We start from the raw sequence: 26,590 nt of genomic DNA, 5'->3' as shown, positions 1-26,590 counted from the left end.
TTTTCAGCGGTTCCGATAGGCCCGACCGGCGAATCCCGACGGCTCATCGCCCAATACAAACAAAGCCGTCGCCCACGCATCAGCTTCCGCACACGTAGGCATCACCACCGTTACTGAGCGGAACTCGCCACCGACCTGCTGTCCGGTTCTCCCATCTTTCAGGTGGCCTGGCTGGTGATAATTTCCGCTCGTTGCGAGACATTCATTGTGGAGGGTTAGGGTGCGGGCGAGGTCTGCGCTGGTCGGGTCAGGACTCTCCACTCCCACCTGCCACCCCTCTCCGTCAGGCCCGTCTCCCCGCGCGATAATCTCCCCTCCGAGCTCGAAGACAAAGTCGCTCAGACCAACCTCACCCAGCAATTCTCCCACTCGATCGACCGCCCAACCTTTGGCCACGCCGCCCAAGTCCAGCCCGCCATCCCAAGCAATATCAAAGGCCCCGTCGCTTGCCTCGCGGATTTGTTCGCTCAGGGTCAGTAGATCTCGCATCTCGGATGACATCTCGCTTTCTCCGCGCTCGATTCGGGAGACTTCGCTCACCTCCGACCAGTTGGAGAAACGCTTTTCCTGCGTGAGCAACAGACTCTCAATTTCGCTCTGCCACTCAGGCGCATCCCCTCCCCGAACGACCAACCGCCAGCTTGTCCCCATCGCAGAGCCTTGGGCCACCGAGAGTTCCGCTTCACTCTGCGACGGTCGGCAAGAGAGAAGTAGCGCTGCGAAGACAGCCAATAAAAGGAACTTCAAGCCATCCTCCCTGCTACCCATACTCCCAGCCATGCGATCAGAGCCAGCAATCCGGCCCAACCATCCCTTGGCTGAAATCGCCCCCGACTGGCCGTGAGATGCTCTAACAGGTAGCCTGTCGGGCATCCGTATTTACAGTAGGCTTTCGGAACAAAGAGAGACAGAACAAGTCCAAGAACCCAAATCACACTGGGGATAAGGGCATAAAAACCGACACTCCAGACATCAAAGGGTTCCACCGCCGAAAAGTCTCGTCGCAGTCCCATCGCGGCCAATAACACCACTGCCGTTAGAAGCAACCACCGCAGACTCTTCAAGCCCCGATGGGTGCGCGCTCCCGGCACCCAGCGCCACTTGGTCAATCGAAAGAGAATGCCCTGCGCCGCTCCGTGGGCGCACAACCGGGCGCAGTAGGCATTTTTCCCCGTGGTTACGGGCACCAAGACCGCCACCGCTGCCACCAACACCAAGCCCGGAAAACTTTCCCAAGGGAGCCCACCCCGACTCCATCCCACCAGCGAGCCCATGCCAATCATCACCCCCAGCCACAAACCTCCGACTGCGATGGCGGTAGCCTCCGTCACCCAGCGCACCCACTTGCGTCCCTTCCATCGGCTCCATCCCAAGCCCAGCGCAAGAGCCATCCAAGCGACCACCGACCAATCACGCCCCTGCCACCATGATGTCTTTGTCGGCTCGCGCTGCCATTCGCGTAGTAGGCCCCTCACCGTCTCGGCGATGGAACCCGCCGTCACCGTCGCTCCACTAACCGGAAAAATCAGGTCACCACCCCTTGGGTCCGAGGCCAACTCCGAAACTACCTTTCCCCGATAGGCCTCCGTCCACTTGAGCTCCTCTTGGACATCCAGGATGTAAGGCTCGTTGTCACGTGTTCCCTGCAGGCGGACATCCTCCACCGTTTCTCCCCGCGCATCCAGCAGGACCCAGACGTCCTGCGTGGCATTGAAGCCCCGGGCTTGTCCCGCGCGATTGCCGCTTCGCAGCAGGTAGCCCACTCGCTGACCAGCCCCATCTAACAACTCGTAGCTTCCCCGCCGCTCTGGAACAAATCGTAGTCGCTCCACCTCATCATTGCTTTCCTGAATGAGGGAAAGACTTGGCTCTTGATCGTAGAACCCCGCATCCGACTCCCCCAAGAAGCGGGCTCGCATCGCTTTGGCAATGGCCTCGCTAGTCAGGGTCGCGCCACTCACCACCACCGGTTCGCTTGGACTCTCACTGGCCCTGCGCCCCCTCCATTGCTTCCAGAAATCAGCTTCCCGCTCAATGCGAATGAGATGGCTTTCGGTGTCGGCTGAGTCCAGAACGCGCATCCCCTGAATGGCCCCTGCGGTATCGAAGACCACCAGTAGATTGGTCGCACCAGAATAACCCACAACCCCATCGGAAGCCGGACTGGTCATCGTCACCCATCCCAACACCGCCTCGCCCTCGCCCAAGATCTCGACGAGGCCTTCCTTTGCTTCGCCTAGTGCAGTGGCCTCGGGAACGACCACTTGGGCCTCCAAAAGCACACGCGAAGGCTCCCAAGGCGCGGACTCCTTCCCTTGGATCGCGTAGAATAGAGCTCCGCAAATCGCGGCAAGAACGGCGAGCCGGTAAGTCCCGACCCATCCCTTTCTTGTTCTTGCGGTTGCTCTCTCCACTAGGAAATGCCGAGCTTTTTCTCCATCTCTTCCAGCGGGACTCCCTTGGTCTCGGGAACCATCACCAACACCCACAGCAACTGCAGGACCATCATAAAGGCGAAGAATCCGAAGATGAATCCGGCGTCAAATTTCCCAATCGCAATGGGAAAGAGCTGGGACAACAGCGCTGCAAAAACCCAGTGAGTGGCACACCCAAAGGATTGACCGGCGGCGCGAAACGCATTTGGAAAAATCTCGGCAATGAAGACCCAAATCACCGCCCCCTGCCCCATGGCATGCGACGCGATGAAACCCAGTAGGCAAACGAGAACCAGTAGACTCAACCCACCCAGAACCTTCGACGCATCCTTCTTCGCGTTGTCCGCAATTTGGATCGCTTCCACAGTGCCCGGGCTTTTCAACGCCTCCAGCTTCTCTCCCTCATAGTTGGGCAAGTTGGTTGCCGCCACCAGCGCTTCTCCCGTGCTTTTCAGGGCCTCTGCAGCAGACTCTTTCTCTTCCTGCGTCACCGTGCGCTCGGCGACCGCCAGTTTCTCCACCTTTTCGGCCGCCCCCTGATAGTCGATAGCGGTCGATACGACCTTGAACCCCGGGAAGCTCAGAAAGGCCCAGGCGCAAACGCCTAACGAGACGATGTAACCAATAGAACCAATAAAGAGCAGACTCTTGCGTCCCAGGCGGTCGATCAGATAAAGCCCCACGAAAGTAAAAATCAGGTTCACGATCCCCAGCCAAATCGAAGCAGCCAGCGGATCCTCGATTCCAGCCAACCCCAGCAAGCGGGGAGCAAAATAGAGAATCACGTTGATGCCCGAGAGCTGATTGAAAAACGCGATCAGGAACGCGAGAATGAGAGGAATGCGCAGGCGTTTGAAGGGAATCTTGCCGGTCTTGGCTTCTGCTCCACTATGGGATTCGATCTCGTGGACCAGCGCCTCCAGCTCTTCCTCCGTGGCCTCAGGTCGCGAGAGCCCCAGCACGCGCTTGCCCTCTGCCCGGTCGCCCTTTTGAGTGATGAGCCAGCGGGGACTTTCCGGAATGCGGAGACACATCACGGCATAGATCACGGCCGGAATCGCCTCCACCCCCAGCATCCAGCGCCAGGCGGTTTCATCCAGAGCCTTCCCAATCAACCAATTGGAGAAAAAGGCCACTAGAATCCCGAACACGATGTTGAACTGGAACATCCCGGTCAGGCGTCCCCGCTTTTCCGCCGGAGCGATTTCCGAGATATACATCGGGCCCACCACCGTGGAGATCCCGACCCCGACCCCACCAATGAAACGAGCGATGGCGAAGGGGATGAGGTCATTGGAAAGCGCCGACCAAATTGCGGAGACAAAGTAAAGGATTCCGATCCAAAGAAGCGTCCCCTTTCGCCCGAATCGATTGGCGGGCCACCCCCCGAACATCGATCCCAGGACCGTCCCCCATAGGGCGGCCGAAAGAGCGAGACCATGCTGGGAGCCGCTCAGGTCCCACAGATCCTGAATCGTTTTCTCCGCCCCTGAAATAACGACGGTATCAAAACCGAAGAGAAAACCCGCCAACGCGGAAGTCAGAGCCCAGATGAAGAGTTGGTTACGTTTCATTGCGAGCGTGCCAGTGTTCCTTCTCGACTGAGATCCGACAATTCAATTTCCCGCATCGACGAAACTTCACTAGGTCGTGCTCCATTTTGACAAAGAGCTGCCGTTTTCGATCAATCACTTTTCCGGAAGTCGTTTTGACTCAGCTGGCTTTGTCGGCAGCTTCGAGGGCCTTCTCAAGTTCCTCGATGGTCGCGTAACGGTTCTCCCCGGGCTGAAGCATGAGGAACTTCAGCTCGGGCAAATAATCTTCGTAGACTTCGCGAGGCGTTGAATCCTTCACGGTGCAAATCGCAGCCGCCTTTCCAACCACCACTCCCATCATGCCGATGGTATTCATCACCCGAGTCGTCCCAAGAGCTTCGTGGGTCACACTAATATTGCGACCAGCAGTGAACAGGTTGGGCACGTTGCGAGAATAGAAACAGCGATAAGGGATGGCGTAACCGATCTTACGATCCACCGCCCGATTGTGAACCGCTCTGGAGATATAGGGATTCTCGGGTGCGCCTTTCGCGTAAGTCTGGTTCGGATAGTGCAAGTCAATGGACCAAGTGGTCAGCACGCAGGCGTCAGGAAACTCCTTCCCGCTCACAATATCTTCCTCTGTTAGAATGACGTCCCCCAGCACCTGTTGGGTCTCGCGAGTGCCACCGATGTGGGCCAGCCAGCTCAACTCTGCATTCGCAAATTCTTTCTTCTTGGGATCTCTCTTGGCATAGGCACCACCATTTTTCATCGCATTCCAGGCGCTATAAACCGCAATCAAGTTCCAGTCGCGAATCTTCTCCAAGTCCTGAATCGGGTGCTGGTCGAAGCCCCCTTCCCAGAACCACTGGCCATGAAAGCGAACTGGGAACGGAAAGTCTTTCTCAGTTAGCTCGAGCATCCAGTCCTTCTGAGGGAAAGCAACCGGTTCCTTCCCGTTGCCCCACATCCACATGTTACTCATTCCCATGCGGCCTTTCTCTTCCATTTGAGTATCCGCTCCGGCCTTGTCGGCAATCCAGCCATGTCCCGTGCAGTCGGCAAAGAGCGGAGCGCTAAAACGTCGAACCTCGCTGGTCTGAGTATCCAGCCCATGAACCGCCGCGATCTCCTCGCCCTCCATCTCAACCGCGAAGGCATGTTGATTGAGAAAGAGTGTGATGTTGCCCTCGGCCTTCACCACCGCAGCCTTCTTCGCATCACCAAACTCTTCCGCCGGTGCGGGCGAAGCCTTGGCTTCATCCATGAACTCTTTGACAATATCGGCCAACGGGTAGTCGGACGGCGGAAAGTCCCCCTTCGCCCAAACTCGAATCTCCGAGGAGCCATTCCCTCCCAACATTTCCCGGCTTTCGATGAGAGCCACTTGGCATCCATTACGAGCAGCAGAAATCGCCGTACCCAAGCCTCCATAGCCGCCCCCCACAACAACCAGGTCAAACTTCCCGGCCTCAGTCGGCTCTTCGTCCAAGCCTAACAGTTCACGACGCCACTCGGGCAAAATAGCAGAATCGTTGGTCGGCTCCGAATCCTTCTCGTTGGTGAGATAAATGGCGTCAATGCGGCCATCGAATCCCGTCAAATCGTTCACCGCAATCGTGCGCTCCCCCTCCTCTAAATTCACTTTCCCCACCGACTCCCAATTCCAGGTCGGCTCCCCGGCACCCAGATTTTCGCCAACCTTCTTCCCGTCAATCAGCAGCTCGAACTGACCCGCTCCTCCGGCCCGACCTGATTGCTCGGACCAGTCCACGGTCCGCACCCACACCTGATACTCTCCCCCATCTCCGAGCGAGAACTTACCCGTCGCCTCGCCAACCGGCTCCCCCAATCCGTGGGCCAACAAATAAGGCGACCCCATTAACTCAATGAACTGCGTATCTAACTTCCAGTTCCCACGCTCGCTCAAAGATTCGGCTTCCACCAAGACTTGCTCAGCAAATCCCAAGGAAGAACCTAAAACAAGAGCAGTAAGGACGGTTTTGCGGATAGTCATGGACAGAACTACGAGACAGATCCCCCGATTACTCAAAAAAATAGGATTCGCGTTCTGATGGCGGGGAAAACCTTGGTCAAACAGCGGGCTCATGACAGAAGATCACCTCTCATGACGATTGCCGAGACCACCTTCGCAGCCTTGGACTTCGAGGCTGCCGGAGCCGTGCCCGACAAGCCTGACGTACCCATTCAAATCGGAATTGCTACAGGGCGTCTGGGCGAGCAACCGGTTCTCTACGACAGCTTTCTCGCCATCGACCGCCCTGTCACGCGCGGAGCTCAACGCGTTCACGGCATCACTGATGCTCAGTTGGCAGGAGCACCGACCTTGCTGCAACTTTATCCCACCTTAAAGCAACACCTCGGCAATTGCCCCCTCGTGGCGCATGCCCACGGGACCGAAAAACGCTTTCTCGCCTCCCTGCCCGGCCATCCCTTTGGTCCTTGGCTCGATACCCTCAAGCTCGCGCGCAAGGTCTATCCCCAGGCCGAGTCCCACCGCCTCGGGGGCCTCTGTGACGCTCTTGGCCTGACCCCCCGATTGCGCGAACTGGTCCCCGGACGCGACTGGCACGACGCGCTCTTCGATGCTGCGGCTTCTCTCATTCTCCTCTTCCACATTGTGGAAGAACTCGATCTAGCAGAGCACCCCCTCGGCACCCTCCGGCTCTGATGTTAGCCTGAACTTCCAATCAATCGGCGAAAGACAAGTTTTCTCAAAGAAGCCTTCCTTCCCCTTCGTTTGCACGAGACGTTCTCTTATGCTTCAGCTCGACAACCTTAGCTTCCATATCGCCAAAGATGGCGAAGACTTTCCGCTTCTCGATGAAGTTTCGCTCGATATCCCAACCGGCCATTTCATGGCAATCGTGGGTCCATCAGGCTGCGGAAAGACCACCTTGCTGAAGACCATTGCGGGAATCAACCCCGAGACCTCGGGCTCTCTTCGGTATCAGGGAAGGGATCTGGCGGAAGAAGCGGACTTCGAACCACACGAGATCGGTTACGTTCCGCAATTCTCGGTCGCCTACGACGAGCTCACTGTGGACGAGTCAGTGGAAGCTGCTGCCAGGCTGCGGATCAAGTCCCGGACCACTACGGAATTGGATGAGCGGCTGGACCGAATTCTTGCCGAAACGGGAATGACCGAGATCGCCGACCGCCCGGTCAAGGTCCTTTCAGGAGGTCAAAAGCGCCGGCTCGGTCTCGCTATGGAACTCGTCTCCTCTCCCAAGCTTCTGCTCTGTGACGAGGTCACCTCGGGTCTCGATCCTCGCTCGGAGCGCGAGATTGTCCATCTCCTGCACGACCTTTCACGCAAGGAAGACCGCATCATCATTTCCGTTACTCACTCCCTGGCCCATCTCGAACTCTACGACTCCCTTCTGGTCTTGCATGAGGGAAGAGTTGCTTATCATGGCCCCCCCTCGGGAGTGACGCACTACTTCTCGGTGAAAGACACTGAAGAAATCTATCCGGCATTGTCCCAACAACCCTCTGCCAAATGGCAGTCCTCTTGGAACAAGCATCGCAAGCACTACGAGGACAAGCTCATCGCCAACTCCGCCAACAACCCCACGCCTCAAGCCGAAGAGGCCGGGGAAGATGAGTCCACGGAACCCCAAGTGCGAGCTCCCGGCTTTTTCGCACAAACCGCGACCCTGCTCTCCCGTCGGGCGCGAATTTTTTTCCGGGACAAGGGTCAAATCATCCTTCAGCTCGCCCTCATCATTGGATTTCCTCTGCTCGTCTCGCTCTTCTCCCCCAAGGCGAATGAGCAGTCGCAAAAGCTCTCGGACTCCATGGCTGACAACAAGATCGTGGAATTGATCAACCGGACCGAGGTGCGCGAATCGCGCTTGAAGGTCGGCTCGGCAAATTCTGGAATCATCATGTTCCAAGTCGTTCTCCTTTGTCTGATGGGCTCCAACAACGCCGCGAGGGAGGTGGCCTCGGAACGGAATATCTTTGAAAAGGAAAAATTCGGAGGCCTCTCATCTCTGTCCTATCTCACTTCCAAACTCCTCTTTCTCAGCGTCCTCGTGCTCGTGCAGTCCCTCTGGATGGGCTTTTTTGTAGAGATCTTCTGGAAGTTCACTGGAAACTTTGCGAGCCACCTGGCCTTTCTCGTGATGGTGAATGCGGCGATGACTGCGGTTTGCCTGGGCATCTCGTCGCTGGCGAAAAATGCTGAGCAAGCCTCCCTGCTGTCCATCTATCTGGTGGGCTTCCAGCTGCCCCTCTCTGGCGCGGTCCTGGCACTACCCGAGGCCTTCGAGCCCCTCACCCGCCCATTCATCGCGGCCTATTGGGCCTGGTCGGGTGCGGTGGATTCTCTTGATGAGGAAAAATTCAATGCCATCAAGGCGGTCACCGAGACAAGTCTTTCCCAGAGCGACACCTGTATCTTCATGCTCCTGGTTCATCTCGTCATCGGCCTGGCAGCCGCTCTGATTGGGATGCAAAAGCCCCGCTGGGATTAAGAGACAGATTTAGATTCATACCACCCACCCAATCACCCATAGTCAATTCCATGGCCCGTCGCGCTTCTTCCAAATCCAGCCCCACTGCCACCATTGGCATCGTCGTAGCCGTTCTGCTACTTCTGGGAGGGGGTTACTTTCTGCTCAATCGCAAGCCGGCTGGCTTCTCCTCTCCTCCTCTACCGGTGGAAGCCTTTCTGAACAATGCCAATTCACTGCGTGGTAATGTCTACTCGGTGGAAGGACGGGTGAACTCGATTCGGCCGCGTGACGAAGCCAAATTCGTGCATCTGCGAGTCGAAGGATCCGGCCCCGATCAGCACATTTTCGTAGTCGTTCCGAACTCCCTGAATACGGTCAATATCGAGCGTGAGCAAAGATATGCCGTCAAGGTAGAGATTGAAAAAGGCGGCATTCCCAAGACTTTGGATCTCATCCGCTTGTAATATCTCGTGGAACTTTTTGCGGTCATTCCCCAAGCCCTTTTCCTTCTCGGTCCACCGGTCGGATTCATCATCGGAATCGCGCGTTCCCACCGCTTCTGGCCCCTCGCCTTTTTCACCTTTTTCGGCAGCACCCTTGCTGCCATCAACCTTCGAATCGTCGGTAGTTTTGCAGATCTCAAACCAGTCGACCAAGCCGTGGGCGACCACTCTCAAGGAGATCCCTACCGCCTGGCCGCATGGCTGATTTGCCCGCCAATCCTGATATTTGGGCTAAAAAAGATCCACCAGCTCCGGCAACAAGAAGCGATTGAAGCTCTGCTCAAGGAGGAAAATTAGCCCTCTTTCCCTCCATTTTAGCGATATAGAAAAAATCGCTAACAACTCCCACAAACGACTGGAGACTTGGCAAAATTAGTCAAAGGAGAACCCGAACTCTGCAGGAAGCAGCTTAGGTCTTGATTCAGGGAAGGGGACGTTCAGTCTGATAGTGTTCTATCAGAATAAAAACCATGAAACCTAAATATATAACCGCTATTCTGCTCGGCCTAGCAGCAGGTAGCACATCCCATGCCGACGTCCTGATCGACTTCGGACAAGCCAACCAGATTCTGGCAGTCGAATCTGAGTTTGAAAGCGCGGTGGGCTCAATCCCCACTGGCACCGCAAGTGGCACCATCTACGAGGTGAGTGGACCTGCCCCCAGCGCCCGGATCGGAGCGAGTTACTCGATTCTGAATTTTTATGACCGGGGGACGACGAACTTGAACGGGGTCAACTCTTTCAACTCCGCGCTGACAATCAACAACTTGGAGAACGATTACATCTTCCTCCCGAATGGAGGAGATCCCGCCATTACGGTAGAGATTTGCAATCTCGCGGCGATCCTCTCTCCCAGCACTGAATACACCATCTATCTGTGGGGTCAGGGAGATCAGCCCAACCAAGGATCGGCTTTTGTCTTTGACGTCACGAACATCTCCGACCCCACCGCGGGCGTGGAGCTTAAAACCGCGGATGACCCCGACCTCACCGACCCTCCTGTCGTTTCCTACACCTTCACCACTCCGGCAACGCTCCCTGATTCTCTGAAGTTCGACTGGTATCGGGCGGTTGAGGGCCCGGCCAGCACCGCGGGCTATGCAGGGATGCCCGCCCTCGCCATCACCGGCCCCACGGTGGAAACAACCTTTTCTCCCGGAGCCCTCACAGACTTCACCGTCAACGGTTTCGAGGTGAATTCCGCTGCTTGTGAGTTCCCCGCGCTGGGAACTCAGATTCCATCCTTCGAAGCGACATTCGCGGGATTGCCCTGCTCCATTCCAGTAGCGGCAAATGACTTCGACATCACCTATTCCAGCGGAGACGAGTCGGTAGCCACCGTTGACTTTGACGGATTTGTAACTCCTACCGGACTTGGGACGACCACAATCACGGCCAACTACCAGGGTCTGACTGCGAGCATTCCGGTAACCGTCACGCAGGCCTTCCCTCCCGCGCCAGTGGTCGTGCACCGTTATTCCTTCAATAATGCGGACGCTTCCACCGACACCTCTCTCGCCAATGGCGGGGCAATCGAGCCCGACCTCGTCGGTTCCGCTGATGGGATTGTCTACGACGCCACCTACGATGGGAACGGCCAACTCATCTTCAACAATACAGCCACCGTCCCTGGCACCGACCCCGCCGAACTGCTTTGTCCCCATGTGGACTTGCCCAACGGAATCTTTAGCGGCTTTGCCAAAAACGCAGCAGGCACCGAGGGCCAATCATTCAGTATCGAGTGGTGGGCCAGCGCCAGCCGCACTGGCGGATCCTGGCAGCGCTTCTTCGCCTTTGGACGCTCGACCGCGACCGGAACCACTCCAGGATTGGAAGTGGGTGAAAGCGATGTGAACTGCAATACGGATACAGGAAACGGAGCCGACTTCTTCGATATCGTAGCCAAGCGCAGCAATGCGGGTCAAACACGGATCGAAGTCAATGATACCACTGGTGGTTCAACCGTCTTCTTCGACCAAATCGCTTTCCCAAGTAACGAGATGATCCACTGGGTCATGACCTACGACTTGGACTGCAACGTCATTTCTCTCTATCAAGACGGAAAGATTTGGCAAACGACGGGCGGAATCAGCGGTGAAAACCTCGCCACGATCAGCGACGTCAATAATTACATCGGCCGCCCCTCCTGGTCAGGGAACGCTCTCTTTGGGGGTTCTTTCGATGAAGTTCGCTTCTTTACCGGGGTGATGGACGAGCTCGATATCGCACAGAGCTACGCGGCAGGTCCCGACGCGCCCAACGAAGACCTGTTGGTCGATCCGGGAAATCTGGTCAGCCTCGCATCCACTCCCAATCCACTGGTCTTGTCCAAGGCTTCTCCTGACGAGGATTACCAGCTCAAGATTGACGCGACCTTCGACGGCGGCAGCACCTTCGAGGTCACCAACTTCAGCGCGGTGACCTACTCCTCTGACGACATCGATGTCATCGAGTTCGATGAAGATGGTCAGATTGTTTATACCGCTCCCGGCACCGCGAACATCACGGTGACTTATGCCCACTCCTCTGGAACCCAGTCGGTGGTCGTCCCAGTCACCATCGAGGACATCACCGCCGTTACCGTGGCCGCCCCGACGACCACGATCGGATTTGATGGCGAGGCGAAGCCCAACGTCCAATTCACGGCCAGCGCCGACTTCGGCTCTCTCACCGGATTGGATGTGACCAACGCCTTAGATATCGATTGGACTTCGTCAGATGAGACCGTTGCCACGGTGGACTTCGCCACTGGTTTGGTCACCCCTGTTGCCGCGGGAACCGCGACGATTTCTGCAGAATATTGCGGGATGAGTGATGGGGTGGAAATCACGGTTGCTGAGTTCGCAGCCAAGCCGCCTATCCAGAAGCATCACTACACCTTCAACTATCCTGATGGTTCGACTCCCACCACAGTCCCCGACAGTGTTGGTGGTATGGATGGCGTCGTGGTCAACTCGGGCTTCTCCTATTCTGGCGGAGCGCTGAACCTACCGGGTGGAGCGGTCGCTGCAGGTGATACCACCGCTCCCTTCGTCGACCTTCCGAATGGCATGATTTCGGGACTCGATACGACAACCTATGGAAACGCTCACTCCTTCGAGATGTGGGTCACCAGAACGAGCACATCCAATTGGGAGCGACTCTTCTCATTCGGCAGCAGTTCAGGCGGGGAAGGCTTCTCCGGCACGGGACTGACCTACCTCTACCTCACTGCACAGAAAGGGGGAACGGGAGCCCCCGGCTCGTCCTTCACCACCAATAGTTCAGGCGGAGAGACCATGAAGCTGGAAGACACCCTGCCCATGCCAACCACAGAGACCCACTTCGTGGTGACCTATGATACGGACAACGGAATTGGTAAGCTCTACGTCGACGGATTCCTGGTCGACTTTGACTTCCCAACAGAAGCTCTCAGCACCTTGGACGACTTTAACAATTGGCTGGGCCGGGCTCAGTGGAACGACCCGCTCCCGACCCTCTCAATCAACGAGTTCAACGTCTACTGCGGTATCTTCTCGGATGCGGACGCGAGTGCCGCCTACGCTGCAGGCCCTGATATAACAACTGTTCTGGAAGCTCCAGCCGAGCTCAACCTCAGCGTCGTTGACTACTCCGGTGGAAACCTGAACGTCAGCGCGGAGGGCCTGACGGGAGGAGCGGACTATCAGTTCGAGAGCTACAATACCACGACTTCGTCTTGGGAGACTGTTGCTGGCTCGACCTTCACCGCAGCCGGAGCAGTGGAAGCCCGTTCGATTCCCACCGCACCGCTTGGCACCACCGCCTTGGTTCGTTTGACCGAGGCCACGCCCGCGCCATAAGGTTTCTCGCCGATTCCCACCAACAACCCGTGCTCTCCTCTGCGAGGGCACGGGTTTTTTCGTCCCTTCGAGGTGACTTGATTCACCTTCTAATTTTCTTTCACTTGGCCTAACAACTGCTAATTCCGACTCGCCTTAACAACGCATCCCACATCGTATGAAGCCCATCGTCTTGCTCGCTGTCGCTGGCTTCTTTTGTTCGCTCACTGTTGCCTCAACATTGAACGAAGAAAAGGAGACCGCACCGCTCCAAACTCCTGAAGTCGAACAGATTGACTTCGAAAAGGAGTCGCCTGACTCTCCTCGTGCCTTCCACGCCTAAGATATTTAAGGTTCGGAAGCCTCCTCTCCCCGCAGAAGGCTATGCTCAAACTCGACTAGAGACCTATTTGTGCTTCTCAGCTGAGTCGTCTTTCTTTCGACCAGCAAGATAAGCGACCAAATCGCGGGCCTCTTTTTTGCTAAGGAGACCAGACATTGGCGGCATGGCGGATACCGGTGCGGCGGGAGTGGCAATACTTTCCTTGGGAATGACCCGTTCGTCCTCCCCAACCCTGACCACCGCATTGCCCTCCTCATCGTCCGCCATGATCAAACCACTGATGGTAGAGCCATCCTTCAGAACGACGGTCCCTATACCGTAGCCGACCGCAACTTCACTACCCGGAGTGATCAGTGCACGGAGCAGGTAGGAACGAGAGTGATCCTTTCCAATCGCGGAAAGATCGGGACCGACCTTCCCCCCCACGCCATCGATCACGTGGCAGCGCGCGCACTGGGCTGAGCCATGGTTCAAATAGACCTCTTCCCCTCTCTTCGGGTCGCCTCCCTCCTCGCAGGCAGCGAACCACTCCGCGAGAGGATCTTTCTGCGATAATTCCTCGCGATAAGAAGCCAATGCCCGCGCGACCTCGGGGGAGGGAGAACTCTCCGCCGCGAGGATGGCGTCCAGCACGATCGCCTTGGCCAACTTCCCCTCCTGAAGCCTCTTCAAGGTTTCCACCAGTGCCTTCTCGGCAGACGGGCCACGCTCTTTTCCAAGAATCTCGAGAGTCTGCTGCTTCTCCGCGACCGTGCTCTTGGGACTCACCAAAGCCTCACCCAGCAGCAACAACGCGGCAGGTCGGTCTGTTTTCATTAAAAACTCGCGGCCATAGCTTCGCAGATCAGCACTCTCGTCCCTCAGGAGAACAGCCATTGCATCCTTCAGAGCAACTGAATCCGTTTCCTGCTGGCCAAAGAGTTCCGCCGCCAAGCGCCGAGCCGGTTTCGCGAGTTGAGTTGAGGACAAAATCTCGAACAAAGTTCCGTTGGGAACAACCACCTTGGACTGACGAGCCAACTTGAGCCCCAACTCCAACAAGTCTCCTTCCCCGGATGCGCTAGCCAGTGAAGCAATCAAGTCCTTGAGCGCATCCAACTCCCGCGCGGCAATCTCGCTCCGCCCCTCGGGAAGAGGCACCGCGGTTCCAACCACCGGATCCGCCACTGGAGGTTCGTTCCAATCCAACAGCGCCACCAAGGCATCACGGCGAACCCTGGAATCGACATTAGTGTCACTCGCGATGGACAAAATTCTCGCAACATCCTCCGGGCGGCCAAGGCGCCATGCCGCATAAATCGCCCGCTTGGCAGTGAGGGGATAGAACTTGTCTTGCTCGCTGATTGAAGCCGAAATCATCTGAGCCCGACCGGCAAGTGCGGGCAAAGCCTCTACAATATTCTCATCATAGGCTCCGCGAACAGCTTCCTTTCTAACAAAGAGATCCGCATCATCAAAGAAGCGCTCAATCTCTGCCGCGCCCTGCCGGCGCAGGGCCACCACAGCCGCGATTCGAACCGACTTGGAAGGATGGCTGGCAAGGACCCCCAACTCTGTGGCGCTGGCACCCTTGGTCAGAATCATGATTCCGCCATGGCGGACATAGAGGTCGCGATCCTCATTGGCGATCAACATTGCCAGCGCCGCCTCCACCGAGGAAGACGAGCCTTCGTTGGCCAGCGCGAGCGCTGCGAGGGAAACCACGCGGGGCGAAGAATCCTGCAAGAGTTTGACCAAAGCATCGTGATAGTTCGCTACCGCCTCGGGATGCCAACCTAAGGTGCGAGCAGCATTGGCCCGAACTTCCATCTCAGGGTCCTCTAACAGTTCCTCAAAGATGTGGAGATTTTCCGAATCGGCAAAAGCCAACTGACCCAGACCCCAGATGCCATGCAAGCGCTTGAGTAAAGGCGCCTCGCTGGAAGTAGCGGCTTCGAATATTGCGCGAGCCTCCGGAAGCTTCGCGATGGCAAACTGCGCCCGTTGCCGCACCCTGACATCGGCGTGAGCCAGCAGTTCGCTCAACTCCTCGGGACTACGCCCGGTGATCCCGGTCGCCAGCAATTCCTTCACCTCCAGCACCTCGGGCTTTCGCAGTCCACTCTCATCGGCAATGGTCCACACATTGCCCGCCTCCGCTTTCACCCAGCCACCGATGAAGTCGCTGATGTAGAGCTTGCCCTCGGGGCCCCAATCAAGGTCGGTGACAGCCATGCTCTTGAGGAATGGCTCGCTGGATTCCACTGCAAATCCCCCGCCCTCAGGCTTCAACCGAAAGGCTTCAATCTTGCAAGTCGCGGGAGCTCCCACATAACTCGCGAGGAAAAAAGTGCGCTCATATCGGGCGGGCAAGGAGGTGACTCCCGGATGATAGGCCAATCCCCCGGGACCATTCACCGTCAAGGCAACCGGCGGCAGCAAATAGGCTGGCTGGTCCTCGTGGCGGGTCTTCCACATTCCCTCGGCCATCCAAGGATCCTCACGCTCGTGCAGCTCCCTGGAGTTCGGCTTGCGATGTTTGTAGACAGTATTGCCGAAGGAAGTCTGGGTCTGATGTCCCATCTGCCAAGCTGCGTCGCCGTGCTCAACGAGGTAGACGATGCGCTCGCTGTCCCCCTGGTCATAATCATTGTCGACAGTGAAGAGGTTTCCAAACTCATCAAAGACGATCTCCTTGGGATTGCGCAGCCGATCGTAAACCACCTCGAACTGGGAACCATCGGGATTGCTGCGGAAAACCCCACCGGTATCAGCCGAAGCGAAGACCTTGCCATCCTGTTCAACGTGATATCCCCGGTCGCCGACTGACCAATATATCTTTCCATCCGGTCCAAAGGCGAACCCATTGAGATCATGGCCCGAGAAACTGACCCGCACCCCGAAGCCATCGACGAGAGTCTTGACCTCTTCTGCCTTTCCATCCCCATCCAAATCACGCAGTGAGTAAATACCCGGAATGTTGGCAAAGTAGACCGTGCCGTCGCGCTCCATAATTCCTCCGGAAGTCCCGGAAAGCGGGTCATTGAAGTCATCTCGAAAGTAGCCTGCCCGGTCCGCGCGACCATCACCATCACGATCCTCCAGCAGTCGGATTTTTTCCGCCTCGCGGGTGAAGTATTCCCATTCTAAAAATTTCTCTCCCGACCATTTTTTATGAAAAGCGATGCGATCATCGGTGGTCCAACAGGTGATATCATCCTCAATCCGCTCCTTGAGAAACTCTCCTCCTCCGCGAATATCCTGTACCTGCACCCGCCACCGGTGAGTCTCCGCCACGTAAACTCGGCCCTGGTCATCGATGCATAGCGCGGTGGGATTGAGCACCTGCTCCTCATTGGCGAACCTCTTGAGAGTCAGACCCGTAGGCACCTGAATGGTCGCGTCCTCGATCGCAGCTTCAAAGCCCTCGGCTGCCGACAGAAAAGGTGAAACCAAAAGACCAACGAAGCCCAATCTGCTATGCAATTTTATGTTCACGAGAAGAAAATAATCAGGAAGTGATTCTAATAAAGAACGAATCCACCACCCGGAAACTTGCGAACTGTTCCCCCCCCAATCGGGGAGGCCAAGCCGAGGCCAATCTTGCCAAAGGCGACTTTCGGCCCCATAGGCAAGGACATGCCCGAACGAGGAGAAAATCATTGGATGCGGATTCTTCCTCCAATCCTCATCTGCGCCCTGCTCTGGGGGAGTGCGTTCCCTTGTATCAAGCTGGTGTATCTGGAGTGGGAGAAAATGGGAGTGAAAGCGGGACTCACCGACCTCTGGTGGTTTGCCGGGGTGCGCTTCACTCTGGCCGGTGCCGCACTACTGCTCATCTCCAAACAACCCATCAAGGACCTGCGCGCGAGCCCTCTCCATCTGGTGGCCTTGTTCGCCCTGACTCAGACCACCGGGCAATACCTCTTCTTCTATCTGGGACTTTCCTTGGCCAGCGGCAGCCTGGGCAGCCTGATGGTCGCAACGGGCTCCTTCTGGTGGATGCTACTGGCCCCCATCATCTTGCGCACTCCTTGGCCTTCGCGGGGACAATGGCTGGCCCTGCTCGTCGGCGCAGTTGGCGTCAGCCTCGCCACCAGTGCTCCAACCGACGGAAGAGACTTTTCGGCCTTGGGCTTGTTCTGCTTGTTGGCCTCCACGCTGATGGGCGCTTTGGGAGTGATCATTTTTTCAAAACTTCGCCCCACCATTGGTCCCCGGGCCGCCACCGGCAGCTCGCTTTTCGCCGGCGGCCTGATTCTCCTCACGGTCGGAGCACCCGCCTTCGGGCATGCCGCAGAGCTGCTCAGCCCCAAGATTTTGGCCCTCACGGCTTGGCTGGCCTTCGTTTCAGCCTCGGCTTTCACCCTTTGGAATCATCTATCGACTTTGCACCCGGTCAATCTGCTTGCGAGCTATCGCTTCATCATTCCGATCTGCGGAGTGGCGGAATCCTTGCTCCTAATCCCTGGAGAAAAAGCCACTTGGGGCCTCCTGTTTGGCGGAGCTCTCGTAATCGCCTCCCTTCTCGCTGCGCAAAAAATGACTCCGCCGGCAGCGAATAAGTCCGAGTTGCTGAACAAACTCCCGACGACGAAGCGTTGACTAAATGGGAATCGCGGAGAAGCTCTTCCCTCCGAACGGGTGCAATTTCAAATCAACCAACTTCATTTTGCCGCTCCCAGCGTTTTCGTCTGGCTGGGTCTGCTTTTTCTTGTAGCGATTGGCTTCTATTGCTGGACCGCTTTCCGCAGAGCCACCCGTCCAGTGAGGACCGGCTCTCTGGAACTGCTGCGCTTTCTCATCGCGTCCCTAGTCGTCCTTCTTCTGCTGCAACCGGAATGGCATCGGGTCATCAACCCCACCGATGAACCGGAAATCGTGATTCTCGCCGACGCATCGGGTTCGATGACGACCGTAGATGCGCCGGAAAATCCCGATGGAGCCCGACCAAAGATCATCTCCCGGGCAGAACTTACTCAGAAAGTACTCGAGTCCGAATTCTACCTCCCTCTTCTCGAAGACGGCAAGACCACGGTCAACATCGAGACCTTCGGCATTCCTCCCGAAAATCCCGAACCCGGGATGCAGCCTGGCACAAATCTGGAAGGCGCCCTATCCAGCCTGCTTGAGAACCGACCCAACTTGCGATCGGTTGTTCTCCTGAGCGATGGCGAATGGAACCAAGGCAAGCCCCCCGTGACTGCGGCCCAAAAATTCCGTCTGCGCGATATCCCCATCTTCAGCGTGCCCATGGGGTCTGAAGTTCGCCTCCCCGACCTCGACCTCGTCGCGGTTTCGGCCCCGACCTACGGGATTGTGGGAGAGAATGTGCAAATCCCCTTTACCATCCGCTCCTCACTCGACCGCGACCTTCGGACCATCGTTCGTCTGCGGGATTCCAGTGGAAATGAGATCTCCAAAGACCTCTCCATCCCAGCCCGCAGCACCGTCTACGAGTCCATCCTCTATCGCTTGCAAAAGGAAGGCTCCAACACGCTGACCCTGACCATTCCGCCCGCCAACGGAGAGCTTCTTCCCGACAACAACAGCCGCCAGTTTACCCTCTCTGGCAAGCCCGAGGACATTCGGGTCCTCGTCATCGACACCCTGCCCCGTTGGGAATACCGCTTTATTCGCAACGCCCTCTCACGCGACCCCGGGGTGCAGGTGGATTGTCTGCTCCTCCACCCGAAACTGGGAGCTGGCAACGGACCGGACTATATCCAGGAGTTCCCGGAAAAAACTGAAGACCTGCAAAAGTATGATGTCGTTTTCCTAGGCGACATCGGTATCGCGGAGAACCAGCTCACTGTCGAACAAGCCGAATTACTCAAAGGCCTGGTCGAAAACCAAGCTTCCGGACTCGTCTTCATTCCCGGTAGTCAGGGCAACTGGTTGAGCCTCTTGGACTCTCCCCTCGGCGACCTCATGCCGGTCCTGTTGGACAAGACTCAACCTTCCGGTTTTGCCGAAGCAACCGCGTCTCCCCTCGAGCTCACGACCGAGGGGCGCTCCTCCCTTCTCACGATGCTGGCTGATAGCGAAGACCAGAATCCCGCGGTCTGGTCCTCCCTCCCCGGCTTTTTCTGGCACGCCCCCGTGCTGCGAGCCAAGTCTGGCACCGAGGTCCTTGCCGTCCACTCGAACCGTCGCAATGATTACGGACGCATCCCCCTGCTAGTCACCAATCGGGTGGGTAGCGGCAAAGTTCTTTTCCTCGGGCACGACTCGGCTTGGCGCTGGCGCCGCGGGGTGGAAGATCTCTATCACTATCGCTTCTGGGGTCAGGTTGCCCGCTGGATGTCATACCAACGGAACATCGCCACCGACCAACGGATCCGCCTCTACTTCTCCCCCGAGCGCCCCAAACCCGGCGACCGCGTCACCCTCACAGCCAACGTCTTCGATGCCAACGGTGCGCCATTGAAAGAGGGACCCATTCCTCTCGACCTGACCCAACCCTCGGGCAAAACCACCCGAATCGAACTGAAGTCCACCGAAGCCGAAAACACTTGGGGAACGTTCAACGCACAGTTCGCGGTCAATCAAGCGGGAGAATGGAAAGTGGATGCCTATCTTCCCGGTGAAAGTAGCGACGCCCCGCAATTGAGCACAGTCATTCTGGCTCAAGACGAACAGCTCGAAAAAGTCGGACAACCAGCCAAGCTTGACGTTCTCGAAGAGCTGGCCTCCATCTCCCGCGGGCAAGTTGCCGAAGCGGCCGACTTGCCAGGTTTACTTAAGGAATTGCAGCTCTTGCCGACCCCTCGCCCACAGGTCATCCCTCTCCGGCTCTGGGCCCATCCGGCAGTGGCTATCGTGCTCATCAGCCTCCTCGGTCTCTTCTGGACCGGTCGCAAGCTGAACGGCACCTTCTAGTGTTTCCCTCTTCAGCGAAAAGGTTCCACGGAAGATCATACGAAAACGCAAGAATCTGACTTGCGCCAAGTAAATAGCGTACGAGCTTTCATAACAACAATGCACCGCAACGCGCAAACCCTTCACCCGGTTGCCCGAATCACCTACTTTCTGGCAAATCTCCAACCCGAGTCCTTGGAACAGCTCGGCGAACACTATAGCGAACGCGTTCAGTTCGATGACCCCATCAACGAGGGTCACGGCCTGGATGACCTTCGCGTCATCTTCGAGGACCTATTCAAACAGCTCAAGAATATCTCCCTCGATATCACCGACTCCCGGGGCGACGAACAAGCCGCCTTTCTCAAGTGGGTGATGCGCTACCGCTTTCGCGGAAAGGCGCGGGAATTGCCGGGAGTCAGCTACTTCACTTTTAACAAAGAAGGCAAAGTCACCAGCCAGAGAGACTACTGGGATGCTGCCGAAGGTGTCTACGCCGAGATACCCGGAATCGGTCTCACCCTGCGTGGTATCAGAAAGATGGTGCAGGTTAGACCCTGACCCCATCAAATAGCGTCTCGCCAAACTTTTGCCTTAGGCAAGCTCCGCAAAGACCATCTCGCCGCTGGTCGTCTCCAACTTGGAAATCACCACCACATCCTGGGTCGACCCCAAGCGGGACGCGGCATTATTGACTACGATCATCGTCCCATCTGCGAGATAGCCCACCGCCTGATGCTCGTCCCGACCACTACGGACCAAGGCCAGGCGAACCTGTTGACCCACAACCACGCGCGGCTTCAAGGCTTCCACCAATTCGTGCAGGTTCAGGACATCCACGCCTTGAACCTCCGCGATTCGGGCGATCTCATCGCTCACCGTGAGGACCCGGCCAGCCAGCATCTGGGCTATCCGGACCAACTGGCTCATCGGGTCATCCGTGGAAGTGTTGGCGGGATGCTCATGGACCGTCAGGCGATATTTGCCATCCGACTTCATCCGCGCCAGCGCATCCAAGGCCCGCTGGGCACGCTGCTTGTCGTGGGCCTCGGGCGAGTCGACCATATTCTGCAAGTCATCAAGCACCATACGTGGCACGACCACTCTCCCCGCCAGAAAGCCTGAATTCATCACCGATTCGATGCGCCCATCCAGTACCGCCTCGCGGTCAACCACGATGGGAGCTCCTGAAGTTCCATCCTGTCGGAAGCGCACATAGGGCACCACGAAAGCGAAATCCTCTTTGCCACTCCGAAGAGCCAGCGTGGAAGCAATGAACCCCATGCCACCGATAAAGACCACGCGAAAGGCCAGCGTAATCAAGTCGAGCACGCTCGAATCCATATAGGGCGAATCGGCCCCGGCATTGACCTCGATCAACTTGAACAATACCTCCTCGACCTTGAGCTGGGTCAAGAGCCAGCCGCAAAAGACGCCCACCGCAAGACCGAAGGTTCCGGTGGAAAACTCCCGCAAAGAAACATCGCGAATCAGAGTTTCCACCCAGATCAGGAGAAAGGCAATGACTAGCGCCCCTCCAATGGCGGAGGAAATGGGCAACAGGTCGCGTGCGTCGCTATCAGCCCCAAAGCCGTAGTGAAGTGCGACTCCCGTCAACAGACAAAGGAGCAAAAAGCCCAAGCGGGCGACATTGACCGACGAAGGGGATCGGAGAATTTTAATTGGTTTCACGGGGGAAGGTTACGGGACAGGAGCTGGCTCCAAGGGAGTGGCGGGTTCGGAAGTCGAGGCCAGCTCGGGCCATGCCCATCCGCCAGCACCCCACTGATCCCCTCCTCCAAAGAACCGGTCTCCGATATCTTTGGTCGTGATGTAGACGAAAAGAGATAGCAAAACGACTACAAAGCCCGTTTGCACCACTTCCAGGATACGGAGCTTCACAGGACGTCCACGGATCCACTCCCCAATCGCAAAGACGATGTGCCCTCCGTCCAGAACGGGAAACGGCAAAAGGTTCATGATCGCGAGGTTGATATTGAGAACCACCATGAACCAAAGGATCAGCTGGATGGCATAGTCACTCCGAATGAAGTCGAACATCGCGCCCCCGATTCCAATCGGACCACTCAAATGCTGAATCCCCACATTGGAATCCTTGGCGACGATTGCCTGGATAGTGCTCACCATCAGCTCCACACTTTCCTTCACCTGCACGAATGGATTGGGTTTCACCAGAGACTGATCCACCGGAGAGGAAAAGCCGGCCCCAATCTTCGGCTGGCCATCAGGTTGTGGCTCCTTGGTCACCTTGTCGATGGGGATCACCGAGTCCACCTGCAGGACGAGTTCTTCCTCTCCGCGTTTGATGGTCATCGGAAGAGTCTTCCCCAAATTCTCCTTGAGGATATCCCCCAAGTGCAGATGGCTTTTCACTGCAATTCCGGAAATCGAAAGCACCCGGTCTCCCACCTTCAGACCAGCCCGATCGGCAGGGCTCTCCTCTTGGACAAAAATCACATCCATATCGGAGGCATAGCTCACCCCGATTTCCCTCATCGCCTTGCGCTGCCACCAGGAGTTCTCTTTTGACAAAAACCCGGACGTCAGCGTCAGCTCTTGTTCGCCTCTTTTGACGCCCACCCGAACGGTCTTGTTCTCGCTCAACATCACCCGTTCGGAGAAACCAGACAGACCGCCGAAGAACTTATCTACTTCCTTGCCGTCGACGCTCACGATCTCATCCCCGACTTGAATACCCGCTTGGTCCGCAGGGCTTCCAGCCTGCACATAGCCGACTACCGTTGTATCGACCGTTCCCCGGGGCTTACCGACAACCCAAACCAAGCAGGCAGCCGCAAATGCCAATCCAAAGCTGAAAAGAGGTCCCGCGAAGGCAACAATGATTTTGTCCAGCGGCGTGATGGGTGGCAACTCCTTGCGCCGCGTGCTGTCTCCACCCTCGATAGACTCCATCGGCGCCATCTGGGGAAGGGCCACGTAACCTCCCGCAGGGATACTACCTATTCCATACTCAACCCCACCGATAGTCTTTTTCCATATCGGCTTGCCAAACCAAATGTAAAATTTGTCAACCGCCAGCCCCCGCCATTTGGCTGCCAGGAAGTGCCCCAATTCATGGATGAAAATCATGAAATTGAACAAAAGGACGACCACCACAATGGCGATTAGGTTTACTAAAATTTCCATAACTGCTTAATAAAACGACTGTGCCCGAAACACCAACTTTTCGCAAGGCTGGAGTCTCCGAGGGAATAAACGCCGCTGTTGAACTGTCTTGCTTAGTAACATGAGACAGATTACCCGAACCACAAACCAGAAATCCTCCGCTATCGTCCGTATTCTGGTGTCCCTCCCCCTGCTCGGCATCGGGATTCAACACCTCATCGGAACCGCCCCCTTGGAACCTATCCTGCGCGGAGCGGGGATCCCTTTTCCCGAGCTCAACAACGTGATAGGCACAGGGGCCGAAATTCTCGCGGGCGCCCTCCTCATCACTGGCTTTTTTGCCCGGGCCGGAGCCGCTCTCACCATTCCAACCATGGCCATGGCCCTCTACGCACATGCGGTCTATGACTGGGCCGACGAGCCACCGGTCATTCTTCCCATCACACTGATTTTAGGTTCGCTTTATGTCATCTGGAAAGGCGCGGGAGCTTGGAGTCTGGACCTGCGCTATAGCAAGAAAACCGCTGCCTAACAGCCTCCTGCTCAGATTGTCGGTGAAATTTTACCGGAATTTTTTCCAAAGCCAGCTATCTTACCCTTGATGAATCGAACAAATAAAAAGGGCAGCACCCTCACCAGCGTGATGGGAGTCATTGCGTTTGTCGGGCTCTACTTTGCGGCCCAACTTTGGATCCTCCCTTCGATGGGAGTGGAAACATGAATGTCCTCAGGCAACTCCCCGGGCGGGAGCACATGAGGAGTGACAGGAAAGGCGCTGCCGGTCGGCAGCCCAGACGAATCTTGTCCCGTGGACGAAAAAGAGTCCCCCGAAGAGATCCCCACCATCGAGGTGGAGGACCCTTTCGGGCAATGAACGTTTTCCCAAGATGTGCACCCTGACGTGGCGGGGCGAACGAAACGCCTTGGAGGTCTTTTTCAATCGAGACGAGCTCAAGACACGCAGCCGGGCTGAGCCTCCTCGCTCCCATTTGAGTGAAAAAGGCACCCGCTACCTCTCCCCCATCGACCCTGATGCGGGCGGCACTTGGATGCTGGCCAACGGGCATGGGATCGTGATCTGCCTTCTCAATCGTTGGCATGAGGAATCAACTCTCCATTATCAAAAAAGCCGGGGCAGCGTCGTGACCGAGTTGGCCGACTGTCCGACTCTCGTCGATCTCGCCCAAATTCTTCCAGACAACTCGCAAGGAGCAAAACCCTTTGACCTCATCGCCTTCGCCAGCGGCCAAGTCCGTGGCTTCTCTTGGAAAGGAAAAGAGCTCACCGCGTTCGAGCCTCGCATGCCCCTGACCAGCTCCTCCTATCAGTTCGAAGAGGTGAAGACCGCCCGAGAGCAAGCTTTTGCCCATGCCAAGCGACTTGAAGATTTTCAAAGCAGCAAACACGGCTCCTCCAGCGCCTACACCGTGCGCATGAATCGACCCGACGCCCAAACTTGGTCCCGCTCTCACCTCACTATCACTGCGGCCGAAATCTTCTGGGACTACTGGGAGGAATTCCCCGACCTCGCCCAAGAGCCGACCCTTCATCAAACAAGCCTCCGCTTGGAGCGGGGACATTCCTGTCCCTGAGCACCGAATCGTCCGCACAAATTCTTACTGGCGGCGCACAGAGTCACAATGCACGCCACAAAGCATTGAGGGAGACTCTGACACTCCGGGGCTCTGCTCATGGACAGAAATGTCCCTGCTCCGATGCTCGCCAATGATTGGAACTTGGATATCGTGGTCGCATCCATGCGCCGCTTCATCAACAAAGCTCTTTGGCTCGTTGCTCACAAGATCCCTTGGAAGCCAATTCTGATTTGGGGGCCGTGGGTGCTCGCTCTACTTACTCTGACCTTCTATGGAATCGAAAACTGGCGAGGTGCCAGAGCCTGGGAGAAAGCACAAAAGGACGCGAAGGACTCTGGCATCAGCTTAAACCAAAGAGACTACTTGCCAGAAATCACGGCTGAAACCATTCCTCTCCATTCCCTAGCCGGATTCGACTCTCGCCGAATTCACTCTGTTAGAAATCTGATTTCTAACTCTCGTTCAGGACATGGACCTTTGAAGATTAAGCTTTCTAAAGACTCCAGAGAAACTCGTTTCTATCAACGCTGGCAAGGACAGCGACGTGATTTCCGTTCTTTGCTGGCCCTTCCTCCCAAAACTGAAATTGAAGCAGCAAGAGAGCTGGAGATTATTTTGGGTGCGGAACTTAAGTTGCTGAATGAACTCAAGCACCAGTTGGAAGGAGTGCCTCTAGTCCTCCCTCCTCCAAGTGGAGCCCTCTATCATCACAATTCCTTATGGGCCAATGTCACACAGGCGGCCGAATTGACCAATGACGATATTGCACTCGCGATTGCCCAAGAGGATCCAAATCGAGCCATTGAGAACATTCTCTTTTTACTCAAGTTGGCCAATCGAGAGTGCTTTCCCTGCTACTCGAGCCTTTCAACCTCCCGGACAATATGGTTGCTGTTGGAAGGCTCAATTTGGGAGCTCGTTCAAAGCCAGCTCCTGACCAGCGAACAAGTCGGAACCCTCTTAAAGGTCTTAGAGAACCCTCCGACACAGGAGCAGTTCAAAAGAGCCCTCTGGGGAGAAGCCGTGGCAACCATCCATAATCTCGAAACATTCAAAATTCACCGTAACCGAATCAATGAAATCTATTCCAGCAGAGGTTTTGATGGCATGAGCTTGCACAGCTATACTGGGGTTCCCGCATTCGACGCGATCAGTGAAGAATGTGAAAAGCTGAGACACCGCGCCTTCCCGAGCGGTTGGTTCGACCTCGATAAAGCTCGTTTGATACAGTTTCAGCTGAATGCAGATTCAGCGTGGAAGAATTCAGAATACGACCCTCGCATGCACCTATCTGAGCCCGAATGCCTAGAGCGACTCTTTTTCGAACCAGCTCAACAACCCATCAATTTTGCGGCAACCTTCTTTTTAAAACAGAAGTCTTTGGCCGCCAAAATCAAAGTTGCTAGAATCGGACTCAAACTTGAACGCCATCGAATTGACCATGGTAACTACCCCAAAGCCCTAACCGAACTCTTGGGCGAAGATTTGAATGATCCTTTTTCGGATGGAATCCTGCAATACCGCCTGAAGAACGACGGAACACCACACCTCTGGTCAGTCGGAAGAAACCAAATTGATGAAGAAGGGCTTCCTGGGAATTCAGACGTTGAGGGAGACATCGTCTGGATGCTCACCCCGATTCACGGACTCACAAAATCAGCTTGGCGAGCGGGCCTCATAAAGAATCGAATCAACTGATAGCCAGAGTTGCCGCCGGAGCGCGCAGCCAAAAAGACCCCGAAAGCCACCCCAAACGTAAGCTCTGGGGAAATTGACGAACAGCGCGACCCCCACGTGCACTTGGAGCGGCGCGACTATTTTTGACTTGAGCTCTGACAAACCAGGGCTCTGCTAATGGACGGGAATCTCCATGCTCCACAAAAAAGCCCCGGCGGATTTCTCCGA

The 26,590-nt window shown here is 56.4% G+C and carries 19 protein-coding genes; 12 read left to right on the top strand and 7 right to left on the bottom strand.

What is annotated here, in order from left to right:
• Window positions 1–3: 3 nt before the first annotated feature.
• The 4 genes from IE099_RS11555 to IE099_RS11540 form a co-directional block, all read right to left on the bottom strand.
• Window positions 4–780 (bottom strand): FAD:protein FMN transferase, encoded by a 777-nt coding sequence (locus IE099_RS11555; RefSeq protein ID WP_189570094.1) that lies wholly within the window; start codon window positions 778–780, stop codon window positions 4–6.
• On the bottom strand, window positions 744–2,414 hold the full coding sequence (locus IE099_RS11550; RefSeq protein ID WP_189570093.1) for an FMN-binding protein: 1,671 nt from the start codon (window positions 2,412–2,414) through the stop codon (window positions 744–746). Before IE099_RS11550 ends, IE099_RS11555 begins: the two co-directional genes overlap by 37 nt.
• Window positions 2,414–4,009, bottom strand: coding sequence for a sugar porter family MFS transporter (locus tag IE099_RS11545; RefSeq protein ID WP_189570092.1), 1,596 nt, complete (start codon window positions 4,007–4,009; stop codon window positions 2,414–2,416). Before IE099_RS11545 ends, IE099_RS11550 begins: the two co-directional genes overlap by 1 nt.
• A 139-nt stretch (window positions 4,010–4,148) precedes the next feature.
• Window positions 4,149–5,990, bottom strand: a complete 1,842-nt coding sequence (locus IE099_RS11540; protein ID WP_189570091.1) for an FAD-dependent oxidoreductase — start codon at window positions 5,988–5,990, stop codon at window positions 4,149–4,151.
• A 111-nt stretch (window positions 5,991–6,101) separates the two neighbouring features.
• On the opposite strand from IE099_RS11540, the gene IE099_RS11535 reads away from it, so the two are divergent.
• The 6 genes from IE099_RS11535 to IE099_RS11510 all read left to right on the top strand — a co-directional run bounded on the left by IE099_RS11535 (window position 6,102) and on the right by IE099_RS11510 (window position 13,103).
• Window positions 6,102–6,665 (top strand): 3'-5' exonuclease, encoded by a 564-nt coding sequence (locus IE099_RS11535; RefSeq protein ID WP_189570090.1) that lies wholly within the window; start codon window positions 6,102–6,104, stop codon window positions 6,663–6,665.
• An 88-nt stretch (window positions 6,666–6,753) separates the two neighbouring features.
• Window positions 6,754–8,475: an ATP-binding cassette domain-containing protein gene (locus tag IE099_RS11530; protein ID WP_189570089.1), complete on the top strand. Its 1,722-nt coding sequence runs from the start codon at window positions 6,754–6,756 to the stop codon at window positions 8,473–8,475.
• A 50-nt stretch (window positions 8,476–8,525) separates the two neighbouring features.
• Window positions 8,526–8,921, top strand: coding sequence for a hypothetical protein (locus tag IE099_RS11525; protein WP_189570088.1), 396 nt, complete (start codon window positions 8,526–8,528; stop codon window positions 8,919–8,921).
• Window positions 8,922–8,927: 6 nt separating this feature from the next.
• Window positions 8,928–9,257, top strand: coding sequence for a hypothetical protein (locus IE099_RS11520; protein WP_189570087.1), 330 nt, complete (start codon window positions 8,928–8,930; stop codon window positions 9,255–9,257).
• Window positions 9,258–9,430: 173 nt separating this feature from the next.
• Window positions 9,431–12,781, top strand: coding sequence for a LamG-like jellyroll fold domain-containing protein (locus IE099_RS11515; protein WP_189570086.1), 3,351 nt, complete (start codon window positions 9,431–9,433; stop codon window positions 12,779–12,781).
• Between the two features lie 157 nt (window positions 12,782–12,938).
• The gene (locus IE099_RS11510; RefSeq protein ID WP_189570085.1) at window positions 12,939–13,103 is read left to right on the top strand and encodes a hypothetical protein; all 165 of its coding nucleotides are present in this window, start codon (window positions 12,939–12,941) and stop codon (window positions 13,101–13,103) included.
• A 63-nt stretch (window positions 13,104–13,166) separates the two neighbouring features.
• Here the strand turns inward: IE099_RS11510 and IE099_RS11505 are convergent, their stop codons facing one another.
• Window positions 13,167–16,580, bottom strand: coding sequence for a DUF7133 domain-containing protein (locus tag IE099_RS11505; protein ID WP_189570084.1), 3,414 nt, complete (start codon window positions 16,578–16,580; stop codon window positions 13,167–13,169).
• Window positions 16,581–16,721: 141 nt separating this feature from the next.
• On the opposite strand from IE099_RS11505, the gene IE099_RS11500 reads away from it, so the two are divergent.
• The 3 genes from IE099_RS11500 to IE099_RS11490 all read left to right on the top strand — a co-directional run bounded on the left by IE099_RS11500 (window position 16,722) and on the right by IE099_RS11490 (window position 20,504).
• Window positions 16,722–17,687: a DMT family transporter gene (locus IE099_RS11500; protein WP_189570083.1), complete on the top strand. Its 966-nt coding sequence runs from the start codon at window positions 16,722–16,724 to the stop codon at window positions 17,685–17,687.
• Between the two features lie 39 nt (window positions 17,688–17,726).
• The gene (locus tag IE099_RS11495; protein ID WP_189570082.1) at window positions 17,727–19,964 is read left to right on the top strand and encodes a hypothetical protein; all 2,238 of its coding nucleotides are present in this window, start codon (window positions 17,727–17,729) and stop codon (window positions 19,962–19,964) included.
• 99 nt (window positions 19,965–20,063) lie between these two features.
• A complete protein-coding gene (locus tag IE099_RS11490) occupies window positions 20,064–20,504 on the top strand; it encodes a nuclear transport factor 2 family protein (protein ID WP_189570081.1) in 441 nt (146 codons plus the stop codon).
• 33 nt (window positions 20,505–20,537) lie between these two features.
• Here the strand turns inward: IE099_RS11490 and IE099_RS11485 are convergent, their stop codons facing one another.
• Together IE099_RS11485 and rseP are read right to left on the bottom strand one after the other, a co-directional pair.
• Window positions 20,538–21,635 carry a hypothetical protein gene (locus IE099_RS11485; RefSeq protein WP_189570080.1) on the bottom strand — a complete coding sequence of 366 codons (1,098 nt, stop codon included), beginning with the start codon at window positions 21,633–21,635 and terminating at the stop codon, window positions 20,538–20,540.
• 9 nt (window positions 21,636–21,644) lie between these two features.
• Window positions 21,645–23,111, bottom strand: coding sequence for an RIP metalloprotease RseP (gene rseP, locus IE099_RS11480; protein WP_189570079.1), 1,467 nt, complete (start codon window positions 23,109–23,111; stop codon window positions 21,645–21,647).
• Between the two features lie 100 nt (window positions 23,112–23,211).
• Here rseP and IE099_RS11475 point away from each other — a divergent pair, with 100 nt between their 5' ends.
• From IE099_RS11475 to IE099_RS11465, 3 genes are all read left to right on the top strand, one after another.
• Window positions 23,212–23,622 carry a DoxX family protein gene (locus IE099_RS11475; RefSeq protein ID WP_189570078.1) on the top strand — a complete coding sequence of 137 codons (411 nt, stop codon included), beginning with the start codon at window positions 23,212–23,214 and terminating at the stop codon, window positions 23,620–23,622.
• A gap of 355 nt (window positions 23,623–23,977) precedes the next feature.
• Entirely contained in the window at window positions 23,978–24,682 is a 705-nt protein-coding gene (locus IE099_RS11470) for an NRDE family protein (RefSeq protein ID WP_189570077.1), read from the top strand.
• 480 nt (window positions 24,683–25,162) lie between these two features.
• On the top strand, window positions 25,163–26,383 hold the full coding sequence (locus IE099_RS11465; protein ID WP_189570076.1) for a hypothetical protein: 1,221 nt from the start codon (window positions 25,163–25,165) through the stop codon (window positions 26,381–26,383).
• The last annotated feature ends 207 nt before the right edge of the window (window positions 26,384–26,590 follow it).

Origin of the sequence: Roseibacillus persicicus, assembly GCF_014651675.1 — a bacterium.
Classification (GTDB): domain Bacteria; phylum Verrucomicrobiota; class Verrucomicrobiia; order Verrucomicrobiales; family Akkermansiaceae; genus Roseibacillus; species Roseibacillus persicicus.
This window is presented reverse-complemented; position numbering and strand designations above follow the sequence as displayed.